This is a genomic window from Citrobacter sp. JUb117 (assembly GCF_024809055.1).
Taxonomy (GTDB): Bacteria; Pseudomonadota; Gammaproteobacteria; order Enterobacterales; family Enterobacteriaceae; genus Citrobacter; species Citrobacter gillenii.
Genome location: NZ_JANUFB010000002.1, coordinates 106,751 through 122,903, shown reverse-complemented (window position 1 = coordinate 122,903; position 16,153 = coordinate 106,751). Strand labels below are relative to the sequence as shown.

Annotated in this window: 18 protein-coding genes and 1 riboswitch; of the genes, 4 read left to right on the top strand and 14 right to left on the bottom strand. The window is 52.7% G+C overall.

Features of this window, described 5'->3' with window-relative positions:
- Positions 1–2: 2 nt before the first annotated feature.
- From pduP to pduA, 14 genes are read right to left on the bottom strand one after another with little or no spacing between them, the layout of a single operon-like run.
- Complete coding sequence (gene pduP, locus M2374_RS04520; RefSeq protein WP_146716951.1) at positions 3–1,388, bottom strand: CoA-acylating propionaldehyde dehydrogenase PduP; 1,386 nt, start codon at positions 1,386–1,388, stop codon at positions 3–5.
- Positions 1,385–2,392: a two-domain cob(I)yrinic acid a,c-diamide adenosyltransferase PduO gene (pduO, locus tag M2374_RS04515; RefSeq protein ID WP_181689000.1), complete on the bottom strand. Its 1,008-nt coding sequence runs from the start codon at positions 2,390–2,392 to the stop codon at positions 1,385–1,387. Before pduO ends, pduP begins: the two co-directional genes overlap by 4 nt.
- An 8-nt stretch (positions 2,393–2,400) precedes the next feature.
- Positions 2,401–2,676 carry a EutN/CcmL family microcompartment protein gene (locus M2374_RS04510; protein ID WP_096756643.1) on the bottom strand — a complete coding sequence of 92 codons (276 nt, stop codon included), beginning with the start codon at positions 2,674–2,676 and terminating at the stop codon, positions 2,401–2,403.
- Between the two features lie 3 nt (positions 2,677–2,679).
- Positions 2,680–3,171, bottom strand: coding sequence for a microcompartment protein PduM (gene pduM, locus M2374_RS04505; RefSeq protein ID WP_115258152.1), 492 nt, complete (start codon positions 3,169–3,171; stop codon positions 2,680–2,682).
- Positions 3,168–3,800 carry a phosphate propanoyltransferase gene (locus M2374_RS04500; RefSeq protein ID WP_115258153.1) on the bottom strand — a complete coding sequence of 211 codons (633 nt, stop codon included), beginning with the start codon at positions 3,798–3,800 and terminating at the stop codon, positions 3,168–3,170. Before M2374_RS04500 ends, pduM begins: the two co-directional genes overlap by 4 nt.
- Positions 3,800–4,264 carry a BMC domain-containing protein gene (locus M2374_RS04495; RefSeq protein ID WP_096756646.1) on the bottom strand — a complete coding sequence of 155 codons (465 nt, stop codon included), beginning with the start codon at positions 4,262–4,264 and terminating at the stop codon, positions 3,800–3,802. The genes M2374_RS04500 and M2374_RS04495 overlap by 1 nt, the downstream gene beginning before the upstream one ends.
- Positions 4,265–4,287: 23 nt before the next feature.
- Positions 4,288–4,563 (bottom strand): propanediol utilization microcompartment protein PduJ, encoded by a 276-nt coding sequence (gene pduJ / locus M2374_RS04490; protein WP_181689001.1) that lies wholly within the window; start codon positions 4,561–4,563, stop codon positions 4,288–4,290.
- 19 nt (positions 4,564–4,582) lie between these two features.
- Positions 4,583–4,933 carry a glycerol dehydratase reactivase beta/small subunit family protein gene (locus M2374_RS04485; protein ID WP_153879966.1) on the bottom strand — a complete coding sequence of 117 codons (351 nt, stop codon included), beginning with the start codon at positions 4,931–4,933 and terminating at the stop codon, positions 4,583–4,585.
- The gene (locus M2374_RS04480) at positions 4,923–6,755 is read right to left on the bottom strand and encodes a diol dehydratase reactivase subunit alpha (RefSeq protein WP_117343393.1); all 1,833 of its coding nucleotides are present in this window, start codon (positions 6,753–6,755) and stop codon (positions 4,923–4,925) included. The genes M2374_RS04485 and M2374_RS04480 overlap by 11 nt, the downstream gene beginning before the upstream one ends.
- 15 nt (positions 6,756–6,770) lie before the next feature.
- The gene (pduE, locus tag M2374_RS04475; RefSeq protein ID WP_115258155.1) at positions 6,771–7,289 is read right to left on the bottom strand and encodes a propanediol dehydratase small subunit PduE; all 519 of its coding nucleotides are present in this window, start codon (positions 7,287–7,289) and stop codon (positions 6,771–6,773) included.
- Positions 7,290–7,303: 14 nt separating this feature from the next.
- Positions 7,304–7,978, bottom strand: coding sequence for a propanediol dehydratase medium subunit PduD (gene pduD, locus M2374_RS04470; RefSeq protein WP_181689002.1), 675 nt, complete (start codon positions 7,976–7,978; stop codon positions 7,304–7,306).
- Positions 7,979–7,988: 10 nt separating this feature from the next.
- Positions 7,989–9,653, bottom strand: a complete 1,665-nt coding sequence (gene pduC, locus M2374_RS04465; protein ID WP_096756650.1) for a propanediol dehydratase large subunit PduC — start codon at positions 9,651–9,653, stop codon at positions 7,989–7,991.
- Between the two features lie 18 nt (positions 9,654–9,671).
- Entirely contained in the window at positions 9,672–10,484 is an 813-nt protein-coding gene (pduB, locus tag M2374_RS04460) for a propanediol utilization microcompartment protein PduB (RefSeq protein ID WP_096756651.1), read from the bottom strand.
- Positions 10,484–10,765, bottom strand: coding sequence for a propanediol utilization microcompartment protein PduA (gene pduA / locus M2374_RS04455; protein ID WP_003030255.1), 282 nt, complete (start codon positions 10,763–10,765; stop codon positions 10,484–10,486). Before pduA ends, pduB begins: the two co-directional genes overlap by 1 nt.
- A 525-nt stretch (positions 10,766–11,290) precedes the next feature.
- Here pduA and pduF point away from each other — a divergent pair.
- The 4 genes from pduF (at position 11,291) to cbiB (ending at position 16,146) form a co-directional block, all read left to right on the top strand.
- Complete coding sequence (gene pduF / locus M2374_RS04450) at positions 11,291–12,100, top strand: propanediol diffusion facilitator PduF (protein ID WP_096756652.1); 810 nt, start codon at positions 11,291–11,293, stop codon at positions 12,098–12,100.
- A 204-nt stretch (positions 12,101–12,304) separates the two neighbouring features.
- On the top strand, positions 12,305–13,216 hold the full coding sequence (gene pocR / locus M2374_RS04445) for a transcriptional regulator PocR (RefSeq protein ID WP_115258156.1): 912 nt from the start codon (positions 12,305–12,307) through the stop codon (positions 13,214–13,216).
- Positions 13,217–13,547: 331 nt separating this feature from the next.
- Positions 13,548–13,723, top strand: a riboswitch (cobalamin riboswitch).
- Positions 13,724–13,810: 87 nt separating this feature from the next.
- Entirely contained in the window at positions 13,811–15,190 is a 1,380-nt protein-coding gene (locus M2374_RS04440) for a cobyrinate a,c-diamide synthase (RefSeq protein WP_146716948.1), read from the top strand.
- Positions 15,187–16,146: an adenosylcobinamide-phosphate synthase CbiB gene (gene cbiB / locus M2374_RS04435; protein ID WP_153879968.1), complete on the top strand. Its 960-nt coding sequence runs from the start codon at positions 15,187–15,189 to the stop codon at positions 16,144–16,146. The genes M2374_RS04440 and cbiB overlap by 4 nt, the downstream gene beginning before the upstream one ends.
- Positions 16,147–16,153 lie beyond the last annotated feature (7 nt).

Sequence of the window (16,153 nt, the reverse complement as noted above, 5' to 3'; positions counted from 1 at the left end):
CATTAGCGGATAGAAAAACCGTTGGTCAGCACGCAACGACGAGAACGTGCAAACGTTCGCGCAGACGTTGTCCCTTCACCGGTTGGGGTGGCGATGGTAAAGGTGGTGAAACCTTCTCCGCCGACGCCAATACCGGCGTAAGAGGGGCCATTTTTCACAAAAATAGACGTTTGCAACGTGCGAGCAGCAAGATTCAAACGCGACACATTTTGCGAGTGCATAATGGCAGTATGGTGCAGTCCCTCTTCAACCTTCAGCGCCAACGTTAGCGCACTGTCAAAATCGTTAACCGTCACGACAGGGAGCATGGGCATCAACTGTTCGCTGGTAACCCACACATCGTCAGCCTTGACGACGCCCATCAACAGACGAGGCGCTTTTGTTGGAACGGGTATACCTGCCGCTTCCAGTAACGTTGCCGGGCTTTTTCCGACAAGTTTCTTATTCGCCATTCCCTCTGGCAGACAGGTGGCGCGTAGTTTGTCCACTTCTTCGCTGTTTAGCAGCAACGCCCCAAAAGACTGCATTTGTTGAATCAGTCGTTCGGCAACCACTTCGACAACAATTAGGCTTTTCTCTGCAATGCAGGGCAGATTGTAATCAAACGATGCACCGTTGATGATGTCTTCCGCGGCCTTAACCAGATCGGCGGTTTCATCAACGATGCAGGGGGGGTTCCCGGCACCGGCACCAATGACTTTTTTCCCGCTTTTCATACCCATAGCCACAATGCCCGGGCCACCGGTAATCGCCAGAACTGCGATTTTAGGGTGCGCCATCATCTGCTGGGTAGCTTCAAAAGTGGGTTCTGTGACTGTGACAACAAGATTTCGGATCCCGCAGCAGCGGAAGGCAATATCTTCAATCATGGCAATCAGCTTGAGTGAAACCACTTTAGCGCCCGGGTGCGGGCTGAAGTAAACGCTATTCCCTGCTGCTAACATACTGATGCTGTTGTTAATAATAGTTTCCGTTGGGTTGGTGCTAGGAGCAACGGAACCCACTACGCCAAAGGGGGAATATTCAAATAGCACCATGCCGCCATCACCGGTGAGGGCGGTTGTGGTTAGATCTTCAATACCGGGGGTGTTATCCAGCGCGGCTTTATTTTTGAGAAATTTATCTTCTTTGTTGCCCATTCCCGTTTCGGTTGCGCTTTCTGCCGCCAACAAGGCCAGATGAGGTGTCAGTTCTTCCCGTAGAGCACTAATAATGGCGCTACGGGTTTTCAGTGGGCATTGCTGATAACGTAAAAAGGCCTGATGTGCGGCATCGATTGCTTCACCGACGGATGGAAAAATACCGCCACCCTTTATCTCTGCTTTTGCCGGTTCGAGCTGTTCAGTCAAAATAGTGCGGATAAGGGTTTCAAGTTCTGACGTATTCATTGATGTGTTCTCACGTTAATCGCCGCAATGGCGGTTTCTGCAATGTCCATATCCTGCTCAACGCTTCCTCCGCTGATGCCAAGACCCCCAAGGAGTAAACCTTCTCGCCATAGTGCGTATCCGCCACCAAACGTGACGACTTTTCCCTGCATATGGCTTTCCAGACCGTAAAGTGCGGCGCCCGGTTGCACCGCTGCGCTCAGTTCATGGGTGGCGGTTTTCATCGCCACGGCGGTCCACGCTTTTTTCGGCGCCAGCTCGCTACTGACGAGCAGGGCATCGGGCATGCGCCAGGTCACTGTTTGTGTACCGTTTGCATCCACAATGCTGATGACAACCGGAACTTTGAGTGCTTGTGCACGCGCTACCGCCGTACGCGTAAGCTGATGGAGTTCCTGAAATGACAATGACATAGCAGACTCCTGAACTGCCGATGTCTGGGTCACTGCCACGTAACGCTCAGCCACCTTCTGAATGAGCGTGTTTTGGTGCGCGTCATAATCTTCAGCCCTGGCGAGCGCATATAAGCAATCGGACAGGCGGTTGATATAGCGCATCAGTACCTGTCGGATGGAGGCATCTGTGGAGAGTTCGACAAGCCGTCTTTCAGCGCGACGGGCAAGCGTGCGGGCGAAGTGCAGACGGCTGGCGGCTTCACAGCGTCCGGGCAAAATAAAACTGTGCAGGGGAGGCACTCGCGCCATCGCGGTATCGATGGCAGCCTCAAGTGCTGCAATGTCTTCCGAGCTGATGTAGCGTTGGGCGGGCGTGGGCTGTTCGCTTTCACTGGCCAGTTCGGCACTGAACCAAAACAGCTGTAACTGAATTTCTTCAAGTAACACACGGTGTTGCAGGCTTTGTGCCGCGCAGACGCATAGGCTCAGCGCCGCGTTGAGTTCGTCCAGCGTGCCGTAAGCCTCAACGCGCGGGTGTGTTTTACTGACGCGCTGTCCGCTAAAGAGCGCTGTCGTACCGGCATCGCCTGTTCGGGTATAAATCGCCATAGTTCCTCCTAGCGAGAAAGCGTGTCGACAATGCCAACGATGGCCAGATCGATAGCCTCATTGGGGCCGCTAAAAACGTGTCTGGCGCTGGAGCCGCTGCTGAGTAAAACCAGCTCACCGGTACCGGCACCCACTGAATCAACTGCGACTTCGTCCCCCGCTGTTGGCGATTGCGGTAGTTCGCCGTCGGCCGTTACCCGACGTACCAGTAACAGTTTTTTTCCAACCAGTGACGGTGATTTTTGCGTGGATACCACGACGCCTGTAACGCGTGCCAGATGCATGGTTCACTCCTGCTTAATTAATTGGATATTGCGCATACTGACGGTTTCTTTTGCCAGTGCGGTCACAACACATCGACGGCGTAACACCAGAAACCCACCTTGTAATCGGGCTACATCGGCATAACTTAAAAGCGTCTCGGGATGCAGAATGATGGTTTGCCCGCGTTCATCACTGAACTCCAGCGGCAGTCGCGCGAGTTTTCGTACGGGGATCGCCGGTAGCAATTGATGCTGCAGCGATATCTTCACGCGAACGCCACAGGCCAGGGCCTCGTGGAGAGTGATCGCTGACACATCGGATGAATCGTGTTGCGCAATATGCGCCAGCAGCGGTAAATCAGCGTGCTCGATAATCAGAGCGGAGTACTGACAAACCAGCGCCCGGGGATCGGCTTCCCGTAACTGCGCGACGCTCAGAGAGAGCGAACTGTCCGCGCGTTTTTGTAATCGGGAGACGACCTCCCCGATGATGCGTTGCAGCAGTTCATTGTTCATCGTGAGCTCACCAGCGTGGCGAATGCCTGTGGGCTATCCGCCCCTGCAGCATTGGCTTCGTCAGTGTCGATATGCATTTCAAGACGCATATCCGGCGATACGCGAACGGCAACGTTATCGAAGATCAGTCTGCGTTCATCTCCATTGATGGCGACGGAGACTTTATCGCCATGTGACACGCGTAGGATCAGCGCATCAAGCGGTGACATATGAATGTGCCGCTGGGCGACAATCACTCCGCATGAGATATCCAGTTCAGCAAAAGGACTCACCAGGCGAATGCCCGGCGTTCCCTGAATATTGCCGGACATACGCAACGGCGCAGCGATACCCAGCGTGCGGGCGTCGGTGCGGGAGATTTCTACCTGGCTGGTGCTACGCAGCGGTCCCAGCAAACGCACATTTTTTAGCTGGCCTTTTGGACCCACCAGCGTAACGGTCTGATCTGCGGCATATTGTCCAGGCTGCAGCAGACCTTTTTTCTCGCTGATGGGCTGATTGGGAAACAAACGAGCGTAATCTTCAGCACAAAGATGGATATGACGATTAGAGATCCCCAGTGGAATAGGGCGCTCGCGCATTTCATCCAGTACTTTACTGACCGTAGTCTCCAGTTGCTGTTTATCCATTACGCTTCACCTCGTTTACCAGAATGCAGGCAGAGTGAGCGAGGCTCTCCCTTCTGGCGCGGACAGGCAGGGTCGAGACATAAATTGCAGCTAATCAGGTCTGTATCTTGTGGTGCTTCGGGTAATTCACTTTCCACAACCACCTGTACTTCCACCTCGACAGGTGTGGGTTCAGGGATGGGCTCAGGCGTCGAAACGACGCTGTGCGAAAGGATGCCTTCCCCGGGTCTGGAAATGACTTTGTGCGCAACCAGACCTTCCCGCTGGTCTGCAAAGCTCGCACCGGTGGAAATGGCCGCCTGCACGGAGGCCACATCCCCGATGATTTTGATCACCGTCCAGCCTGAGCCGTTGGTTTTTTCGAGGCCCACCAGCGTGATGGAGGCGGCTTTCGCCATGACATCCGCGCAACTGATGGCTAATGCCAGACCACTAACTTCAAGTAATCCCAGTGATTGCTTCACGCTGTGCTCCTTGTTGCAACGGTTTAAGCGGATTGAGGTAAAATGGCTTCGACGTCGCTGTGTGGACGCGGGATGACGTGGCAGGATTTCACCTCGCCAACGGCGCTGGCGGCAGCGCTGCCAGCGTCTACAGCAGCTTTAACCGCGCCGACATCCCCACGAACCATGACGGTGATAAGGCCCGAGCCAATTTTTTCGTAACCAACCAACTGCACGTTAGCGGATTTCACCATGGCATCAGCGGCTTCAATAGCGCCGACAAGCCCTTTTGTTTCAACCAGTCCCAGTGCGTTATTCATACTGCTTTTCTCCTGTGGATTATGAGTGGCATTCCCGGAAGGGAATGCCTTTAACCAGCCGCGCAGCGTTATTGCCGATGCGCCGACGAGCGTGGCTATCTTGTTGATACGTCAGCGTAAAAAGTGGCGCTGAGGTCGGTAAATTTTTGTAGTGCACAACCAGTTGTTCCCGGTTACATCCAATGCCGACGAGCAGCGGTGACTGACATGCCGCCAGCCATGCGCTGTGGATGATGTCGGCGGAATGGCTCTCCTGAACCACAAAGGGGATCCCTTCTTCTTCAATACCCAGCAGGACGTCATTCCAGAGTGACATGTCCTCTCCCAGGGTGAAGATCACGATAGCCGGTGCGCTGGGGTTACTTTCCATGAGCAAATGCCTTGTACCAGGAGAGGATAAGCCCAGTTGCGACAGCATTTCGTGGGCCTTCGGTACCGCGAATATTGCCGCGACCCGCAACCAGGCGGTAGTGCGCCAGCGCATCCGTTACCAGCTGTGGAACTTCGAAGTCCAGAGAAGAGCCACCAACCAGAACCACAAACGGGATGTCGCGAATATTTCCTGTGGGGCTAACCTGACGAAGCGCTCTCAGCGCATTGGTGACAAAAACGCGCTCCTTGGCGCTGCGGCGAATGACGCGAACTTTCTCCAGAGCCAGGTCCCCAGGTAATGGCACCAGTTCATCGGGTTTCACCACACAGACCCGGGCGAATACCGTTGGCGGCAGGGGAGAAGGAAAGAACTGAACGCTGCCATCTTCGTGGCGAAGGTGGAACAGGCTTTCTACTTTCGCCAGCGGATATTTTTTGATCTCCTCGGCGAGGTAACGATCTTCCAGTCCCAGTTCACGGGCAATAATCATCGTGACCATATCGCCCGCACCCGCCAGGTGTGTGGCAATAATTTCGCCTTTTGGATTAATGATTGAGGCGTCGGTGGAACCTGCGCCGAGATCCAGAATGGCCAGCGGACGCGTTGTGCCCGGCGTAGTGAGGGCACCCAGGATGGCCGCTTCGGCTTCAGCGCCGCCTACCTGAACGTCGATGTTGAGCTTTTGCGTGATCTCCTGGGCTATCATCGCCATTTGCAGGCGATCTGATTTCACCATTGAGGCAATACCCACCGCCTGTTCCAGCGAGAACTCTCCGGCGAGTCCCCCCGTCACGCTGACGGGAACGGAGGTATCAACTGCCAATAAATCCTGGATGAAGATTTCATGGCTGGGCTTGTTGGTTAACTCCGCCATGGTCTGGCGTACATGTTCCAGCATGCCGCCAATATTGGTTCCTGCTTCGCCGATAACGTTATCAAGCCGTGGGCATTCGCCTACCGCCTTCATAATGGCTTCCGCGCCTGCGGCAACGTCGACGCGAACAGTACGTCCTTGCGACTGGAGTTCGAGGTTTCCGGCAGGAATGGCTCGCGCTTTTACATCGCCCGACGGTGTTTTCACGACGACCGCTGAGCGGTTACCAATCAGGGCACGTGCCATAGGGACAATATTTTTGGTCTCGTCCGCATTCAGGTTAAAAACAGTCGCAATCCCGTAAGGATTGGAGAGCGTTTCAATCACCTTTCCGGGGATGGCGACCTCAATGGCCGCCAGCATCCCTAACGGGATCCGATCGATATAGCGCACTTCGTCGACGATGGGCAGCGGCGTAGTAAGACGGTTGCTGACCAGCACGCCATCGTCCTGTTGCAAAATAACGCCGGTTAGCTGATATCCGGCGCGAACGGAGGCATTAATCATGGTGGCGACATCGGCAAAATCGAATGCCGATGACACCACCAGGATATAAGGCATATCCGCCGGACGGGTTAACAACTCTTCCGGCGTAATTGTGACGCCAACACCTAACCCGACCCCACCAGGCGTTTTAGGGTTGTGGCCTATCATGGTTGACTCGGTGATGATGGTTTCGGTGATCGTCTCCATCGCCACATCACCAATGACCGGCGTGGCTTCGTTAATACGGATGAGCGAAATATCGCTGACATTGATGCCTGCATTTTTTGCTGCAAGCGTAAGCGCCTCCTGAATACCAAACACATTACGTAACGTGCCCTTAATTCCAGTCGTTTCTGCCAGTGCGCTGGTTGTAATGCTCAGCGTGCCAGCGTCATCCAGAGTCGCGAGAGCGACTTCTGTTGAAGAGTTGCCTATGTCAATGCCAGCTATATATCGCATCATTTTTCCCTAAAATTAATCGTCACCTTTGAGTTTCTTACGTTCGACGTACAGCACGGCTGCTTCACGCACGAAGGCTGCGCAAATCTTTGCCTGATAACGATTTTCGAGATCGTCGGCGATGGCCATCAGCTCGTCTTTGGTTGAGCGGTATGGGCGCAGGGCGTTGTAGATCTCAAGGATGCGATCGTCAGGCACCGCGGTCAGTTCTGCGGCACGTTCAAAGTTCATCGCCAGCCTGTCACGTCCGGCATCTTTGGCGATATCCGCCTGAATGCGCAGCGTTTCTGGTGTGATACGCATATCCTGTGCGGTGACCTTATTGCTCAGCACATTTTCGAGCGTGAAGTCATCCAGCGTTTTATTGGTGGCGGTTTTTACCCACTCAGGGTGTTTATTGGCGAGCGGGTAATCCGTCACTTTCGCGGTATGCGCTGATGAACCAGTCGCGGCTGGAGTGACGGTCTCTCCCTGCAGACTGTTCATTCGGCTCAACACATCCCGAACCATCGATTCAATTGCGTCGGTATTCATGGAGTTATCCTTTATCAAAGCGCCACGCGCAGTTCCTGCGGGTTTTTGCCCGTCACGACGTATTTGGTCTCTTTAATGTGCAGAATGGCTGATTTCGCCTGGTACTTCGGACGCGCCATCTGATCATTCAACGTCGGGACCGGTTGTGGAGATTCACGCTTGGCGTAACGCGCGGCGTTCTTACCAATCTGGCGGTAGGTTTCCAGCGTCAGGAGAGGGGCCTGAGGGAACAGCTCCAGGTTAGAAAGCGGCGGTAACCCCTGCTGGTGGATAACCGTGGTGCCTTTGGACTGGATGCCGATTGAAATACCGGAACCACTCAGACGGTTACCTTCCACGGCGACAAACGCCACATCGGAGGATTTAAAGCAGCGGATGACGCGTGCTTTAATGCCTTCTTCTTCAATACCCGCGATCACTTCGCGCAAAATATTCTTGTGCGGAATACCGACGATATTGACGGTCTGCGAGAGCCCAAACGCCGGACCAACGGCAATAATCACTTCATCCTGCTGCTGGCCCTGTTTGGCTTCGCCAATTTCGGTCAGAAAACTGTCACCTGGCGCGGTTGCCATCTGCGGTGCGGTTGCCGCGGCAGGCGAGCGGAAAGAAACAGGCTTATCGCTGGTCTGCATTTCAGACAGCACATCTTCAATTATCTGGCGCAGCAGCTTTTCATTGATTTCCATAGTTCACCCCTTAGCCAAGCTCGTTGGGATCAAGTGCGCCGGGGATGTTTTTAATTTCTTCCCAGCGTTCGCCTTGCAGGCGATAACCTGTTGCCGGACCGGCATAATCGTTGACGTCATTCACCGCGGAAAGCACCTGTCCGTCGCCGACGATAATGGCGGAGGTATGCAGATAGTCTCCGGTTAACTTGGCTTTCTGGATGTTGAGCATATCCTGAGCAACATCGGTAAATCCGCCCTGGGCCAGGGCTTTCACCACTTCCAGTCCGTTGCGGTTTTTGCTGATGATCTCTTGCGCAAACTTAATGTCTTCAACGATGTTACGTTCTGGCATATCTTTCGAGCCGTGGGCGTAAGTCGCGGCTTCAACTTCTTCATCGGTGATGGGGGGCAATCCCATTCCAGCAAACACTGCCTGCAGTGCGCGGGCCGCTTTGTTACGAATGGCGATGACGTCTTCTTCACGCACCGGACGCAAACCCCCGTCGACTTTCAGGTCACGCTGGAGAACGTTGTAGTCGTCAAAGTCTTCGGCATCTTCGTTAGAGCCTGCAAACATGTTGTCGTAGTTCGGCACGGCGGAATAACCGGAAGAGATGAAGTCAGTTCCTGGCAGGAATTGCATCAGCAAACGCGCGGTACGGCGCATATCCGAGTGGGTAAAGGTTTGGTCGTTACTGGAGGCGCATTCGAGATCCAGTGACGAGCAGATCAGGTTTTCTGCCAGCACTGCGCGGATACCTGACGGTACGGCGGAAGGGACGCCGATGCAGCTAACGGACCCGTTCTGTAAACCCTGCACGCCAGCGGCTTTGGTGATGTATATGCAGCGGGCTTCCAGATACAACATGGATTTGCCTTCTGCATAACCCATCTGCACTTCTGAGCCTGAGCCTGAGGTAAAGCGCATTTTCAGACCGCGTGAGGCATAAGAAGAGGCCAGGAAGCCTTTTGACCATGGGGTATCGTCACCATCGGTAAAGACCGGCTCAGTACCGTACACGGAAATCGTTTCTGCATAGCAGGTGTGGCCTAACATGCCGAGTTTGAGTTCGGTGGCTTCTTCCAGCGAGCACTGGGTTAATACGCCGGGACGCCCAACCTGTGAACCGACCAGCAGAGCAATAGCGTTAAACGGGGCATAGCGTGCCACGGCAACGGTTGTTTCCTGCTCGTCAAATCCACGCCATGCGCCTTCTGCTGCATCGGCCGCAATCTGCACCGGGTTGTCTTTAACGTTGGTGACGTGCGCTTGTTGAGAAGGGGTTCTGCGGGCACGCATTTTCTGCATCGACATCATCATTTCGACGACGTTCATATGCGAAACCACTTCGACAATTTTTGCCGGTGTCATCGCGGTGGTCAGCGGAACGATGTCTTTGCGTTTCACATTAGGATCGCAGAGCATATTGGCGAGTTTGACCGAGTCCATCGCCATCACTTCTTCAGCGCGCGCCAGATTAATACCGTAGCGGGCAATGAAATGGTCTATCAAATCAAATTCACTGGCGGCTTTACCATCCAGTTCGGTGACCATACCGTTAACGATTTTTATGGACGGTTTTGGGTCGTTCGGGCTTTCCATCGCAATGAAGCCTTCTTCGATCCACTCCTTAACGAAGCCGTCCTGATTCACAGGGCGTTTCGCCAGTGCTTCAAATCTTTTCGATCTCATGAATCAGCCTCACGGGTATCAGATGTAGGACGGACGATCGTTTTTCGGTTCTGAGCCGAGGGTCGCAAGCACGGTTTTACCGATTTCGCGCGCGGAGATGACGGCCTGACGTACGGCGCCAGAGTCACCGGAAATAACCAGAATGGCTTCGTTACTGAAGCTGGTACCATGGGCAGGGGAGCTATAAGCCACCACTTCGACGTTGGCCGATTTCAGTGCGGTATCGGCCATCAGTACACCAACCGATGCCGGTGCGCCGACGATCACACCACAGGCACGACCAATGGGTGCGCCGAAGGCTTTTTCCAGCGCATAGCTGGCACGTGCGGTGTATTGCATTTCGATGTGACCGGCTTCATTGGCGTAGACATCACCAAATGTGCGATCCAGTTCTTTCAGCGCGACTTCAATTCCGCGTTTTACGTCGGAAACATCGTTGCCGCCGAGGATAATCAGTGAACCGTGGCCTGCTCCGCCTTTGGTATCTCTCGGAAGCTCAATGCTCACCACTTCAGTATTGGTGGCTTTTACTGCTTCATCCGCGGCCATGATATGGGGGCCTGCGCCGGTACGGGCGCCTAGAATGCCAATGGAGCGATAGCGTTTTTCAAGCTTCATCGCGTCCAGTAAGGCGCTGTCGACGTTGGCGATCACCAGACCGACGGTGTCGCCAATCGCGGTGCCGACAAATTCCGTTAAACTGCAGCTTTTCTCTGCCATAGCCGTCTCTCGTGTTGGAAGATTATTTTCAGGGATAGCCTTGTGTTCTGGCGTTGCCACTCGAGCAATCACCTGCGCCATGATCTGTTCAACCAGCTCATTGCTGCTCATCAGCTAATTCCCTTCGGTAAGATTTTTTCGACATCGGTATGAGGACGTGGGATCACGTGTACGGCTTTCACTTCACCCACATTACGTGCGGCAGCGGCGCCTGCATCTGTTGCCGCTTTTACCGCGCCAACATCACCGCGAACAATCACGGTGACCAGCCCTGAACCAATTTTTTCGTAGCCGACCAGCATCACATTGGCTGACTTCACCATTGCATCTGCGGCCTCTATGGCTGCAGTTAAGCCTTTGGTTTCTACCATTCCTAACGCTTCTTGTTGCATAAAGACCTCGCCTGGGTTGTTCCGATTTTCATGACTATAAAAAGAAGCGAGGAAAAAGAATGGCTGACTTGAAACGGAGAGTGAAAAAATAGTAAGCGAACGGTGATGTAAAATTGCTTGATTTTATTTTATCAGATTGTTTTAAAATGATTTTTGTGATCTTGTGGATGTGAAAAATTGGTTATGTCAATACCAGATTTACATTTTTGCTAGTGACACGATAAATATCATTTGCTATGCGGGGGAAATGAAATTGTGATGCTTGTTTGAAAACAGAAATCTGCTGTTGGCAATATTTTATTATTTTTATAATGCGTTTTTAATAGGGCTAATGCCCGTTTTTGTTAGCTGTTTTAATAATGCTGACAGCAAGAATTTGTTATCACTACACGATTTTAAAAAGGTGGAAGTGCTCAGATTGCCAACAATTTGCCGACGGCGCTTTTTATAGTAAGCCTTGAAGTACTCTACTGCCAGCAGGGAGTCCGCTGGTACAGACACGAACTCTGCTTAGAAGGTGTCACAATGAACGATTCACTAAAAGCGCAATGCATTGCCGAGTTTTTAGGTACCGGGCTGTTCCTGTTTTTTGGCATTGGATGCCTGAGTGCCCTTAAGGTGGCCGGTGCGAGTTTAGGGTTATGGGAAATATGCATCATTTGGGGTCTTGGGATTTCGCTGGCGGTCTACCTGACTGCCGGAATATCCGGGGCACACCTCAACCCTGCGATTACCATCGCTCTGTGGCTGTTTGCCTGTTTCCCTGGGCGTAAAGTTTTACCCTATACGGTCGCGCAAGTCGCGGGTGCCTTTGGCGGCGCGTTGCTGGCCTATTTGCTGTACGGCAGTTTATTCATTGAATATGAGACGGCGCACCATATGGTTCGTGGCAGTCTTGAAAGCCTGCAACTGGCCAGTATTTTTAGTACTTATCCGGCCTCTGCGCTTAGCGTATGGCAAGCGGCGCTGGTGGAAGTGGTCATCACGTCCATTCTGATGGGTATGATTATGGCGCTGACGGACGATGGCAATGGGGTGCCTAAAGGTCCTCTCGCGCCATTGCTGATTGGTATTCTGGTTGCCGTCATCGGTGCATCAACAGGTCCGCTCACAGGATTTGCCATGAATCCGGCGCGTGATTTTGGTCCTAAGTTGTTTGCCTGGTTTGCCGGATGGGGAGATGTTGCGATGACGGGGGGACGCGATATCCCATACTTTATCGTCCCGATTGTGGCACCGATCATCGGCGCGTGCGCCGGGGCAGCAATTTATCGTTACTTTATTGGCAAAAATTTACCGTGTAATACTTGTAAGCTGGAGGAAAATGAGAACTAGCTTCATGGAAATTGTTTATTTCTGAAATGCAAAAACTGATTTCGTGATCCGGTTTCCTGAACAGCTTAAAAAGTCTCCCCACAATGGGAGACTTTTGTTATGGTCCATTAACACCTTTTATCATTGCGTCTAATAGCGAGATGAAAAGTGAATGTAAATAATGTGTTTTTATTTATAACAATAAATTAACTGAGAGGTTTTATCATGATTTCTGCGAGCGCCCTGAACTCAGAACTCATTAATAAAATCGCACAGGATTTTGCACAGGCCACCAGTCTGGCCGTTGTGGTTGTCAATATTCACGGTGATGAAATTTCTGAACTCTTTAATTTTACCCCTTTCTGCCAGTTGATGCGCCAGCATCCGCAGCACAGCACGCGATGCCGTATGAGCGATCGTTGTGGGGGCCTTGAAGCATCAAAATCAGACCAGCCGTGTATTTATCGCTGTCATGCTGGCCTTACCGATTTTTCTATCCCTTTGGTGATTGCAGGCCACTTGGTTGGTTTTGTTTTATGCGGTCAGGTGCGCTTAAGCAATGACGTAGGCCTGGTTGATATTTTGAATGTCGATGATCGCTGGCAAGCCGATCCCGAACTGCTCAATGAATTTCGTAATGTTCCGGAAATGGACTATTCTCGCGTCATCGCCTCTGCAGATTTGCTGAAGTTGATTGTTGAAAATTGCCTTAAAAAACAATTGAATTTCGTTGTCATTAAAGACAGTCCACAGCAGTCAGAGTCGGTGCGTTCAACCCGTAGCCCGACTCCGCATGACAGCAAAATGAAAAAAGCGTTGCGCTATATCGACGCACATTTGTCGGATGAGCTTCGTCTCGAGGAGGTGGCTTCGCATGTTTATCTCAGCCCGTACTATTTCAGCAAGCTGTTCAAAAAATATCAGGGGATCGGTTTTAATGCCTGGGTAAACCAACAGCGAATGGCAAGTGCTAAAGAGTTGCTTTGTCATAGTGACTGGAGTATTGCCAGTATTGCGCGAAATTTAGGCTTTTCGCAAACCAGTTATTTTTGCAAAGTTTTCCGCCAGACATACCAGGTGACGCCGCAGGCTTTTCGCCAGCAAATTAGTGTTGTTTCGTCCGAAGAGTCAGCATAAATAGCAATATTTTGCTATTGCCGATTTTTGATATCGTATTGTATGTCCGTCATTATAAAATGAAAAATAAGGATAGAAGACAATAAATTGTCATAGCGCAACAAAGTAATAGTGTCTGAAGGATAAACTGCACCAGTTTTTATTTTTGTGATGAGATACAGTGTCTGTATGAATGACTTTCTTTATTATTAATTGAAGCTTTCATACGGAATGCAAACTTAAGAATAAGCTGAATGACGCCATAACATTGGCTGAATGAGCGTAAAAGATATTTAAATGAATTTTTGTCATGAGGTGTGTTAATTCATCTCATGCCTGGAGCTTAATAGAATTTGCTCCTGAGCTGACAGGTTTACCACGTTTGTGGTAGGGAAGGGGGTGAGAATCCCCCGCAGCCCCCGCTGCTGTGATGCTGACGACCCCGTATAGACCACTGATCGCGAGATTGGGAAGGACGGGTGAGAATGACGCTAAGCCAGAAGACCTGCCTGTCAGTGACTACCAACAACTTCGGTGGGAAGTGGGTTGCTCAGATGCATACAGTCGAAAGACTGGGTATCTCTACACCCCTACCACCCTGAACAGGATCAGGGTATGGCGGCCAATTTTCGCGCGTTTGTTCTTGCAGGTACCGGAAGCGGCTGTGGTAAAACCACGGTAACGCTGGGCTTGTTGAGTCTGCTGAAAAAACGCGGTTTGCGCGTCCAGCCTTGCAAAGTCGGTCCTGATTATCTGGATACCGGCTGGCATACCGCCGTATCTGGCACAGCCTCCCGCAATCTTGATAGCTTCATGCTCCCCACTTCCACGCTGAACGCCTTATTTTGCGAACATATGCAGCATGCGGATATCGCCGTCATCGAAGGCGTTATGGGGTTGTATGACGGTTATGGTACGGACCCCAATTACTGCAGTTCCGCCGCGATGGCGAAGCAGTTGGGCTGTCCGGTCATTTTGCTGGTGGACGGTAAAGCCGTCTCAACGTCAATTGCCGCCACGGTGATGGGATTCCAGCATTTTGACCCAACGCTGAACATTGCTGGCGTGATTGTTAACCGGGTAAACAGCGAAACGCATTACCAGCTACTTAAAGTCGCCATCGAACGCTACTGTTCGATACCGGTATTGGGCTATGTTCCCCGCGTGGATGGCGTGGCGCTCCCTGAGCGTCATCTGGGACTGGTGACCGCGCGGGAATCAATCGTCAATCAGTTGCCGTGGCAGGAATTTGCTACAACGCTTGAGCAAACGTTAGATATCGACGCGCTGCTGGCCTTAAGCCAGTTAGACACCCCACCGGTGGGCGAATGGCCCGCGCTTCCTGCCGCCGATGCCGGAGCTGGACTGACGCTTGCCATTGCTGATGACGAAGCATTCAACTTCTACTATCCGGATAACATTACGCTACTGGCGCGCACGGGCCTCAATATTGTCCGTTTCAGCCCGCTACACGACAGCCGTCTCCCTGATTGCCAGATGATCTGGCTAGGGGGCGGATACCCTGAGCTGCACGCAGCCGGGCTTGCCCGAAATTCCACCATGCTGGCGCAACTGCGTGCGGCTCATCAGCGCGGTGTGGCGATTTACGCGGAGTGCGGTGGTCTGATGTACCTGGGGAGTTCGCTGGAAGACAGCAACGGCGATATCTGGCCGATGGCGGATATTATTCCCGGTCACAGCAAAATGGGCAAACGTCTGACCCGATTTGGCTATTGTGAAGCGCAGGCCGAACAACAAACCTTACTCGCTGCGCCCGGTGACGTGCTGCGCGGACATGAATTTCACTATTCCGATTTTACCCCTCAAACCCAGGCCGTGATGAGCTGTCGCAAAGTTCGCGATGGCGAAACGTTACAGGCGTGGTCTGGCGGTTGGCAGGTTGGCAATGCGTTTGCCAGCTACCTGCACGTTCATTTTGCTCAGCGTCCTGAGATGCTTAATCACTGGCTGGACGCCGCGAGGAGCGTGAAATGACACTGCTCGCGTGGTGTGTCGCCTGGCTGCTTGATTTTATCATTGGCGATCCGCAGAGCTGGCCGCATCCGGTACGTTGGATTGGCAATCTCATTACCGCTGTGCAGCGCCTGGTGCGCCGCTACTGCCATAGCGATGGCATGCTGCGTATCGGTGGCGCAGTGCTGTGGGTTGTGGTGGTCGGCGTGACCTGGGGCGTTTCATGGGGCGTACTGGCGCTGGCGCAATCGCTTCATCCGTGGCTAGGGTGGGGCGTCGAGGTGTGGATGATCTTTACCGTGTTGGCTGGCCGCTGCCTGGCGAATGCCGCACGAGATGTCGAACGTCCACTGCGTGCCAATAATCTCACAGAAAGTCGGGAAAAACTCTCCTGGATTGTGGGGCGTGACACCTCACAATTACAGCCGAAACAGATCAATCGCGCGGTGGTGGAAACCATCGCTGAAAACACCGTGGACGGCATCATTGCACCGCTGTTCTTCCTGTTTCTCGGCGGTGCCCCGTTGGCGATGGCCTACAAAGCGGTGAACACCCTGGACTCCATGGTTGGCTATAAAAATGAAAAGTACCGCGCTATCGGGATGGTCAGTGCACGACTGGATGATGTCGCGAATTTGATTCCTGCCCGACTGGGGTGGCTGTTGCTCGGGTGCGCTGCATTTTTATGCCGTAAAGACGGCTTCGGTGCATTACACATTGGTTGGCGCGATCGCTACAACCACAGCAGTCCAAACTGTGCCTGGTCCGAGGGGGCCGTTGCCGGGGCATTAGGCATTCGACTGGGTGGTCCTAACGACTACTTTGGCGAGCGCGTTGAGAAACCGTGGATCGGTGATGCACAACGAGACATTTCAGTAGACGACATTTCCCAAACGATACGATTGATGTGGGTAGCATCGACCCTGGCTCTGGCGCTATTTATTGCGCTGCGGTGGCTGTTGGTCGGTGTGGCCTGAGGACAAA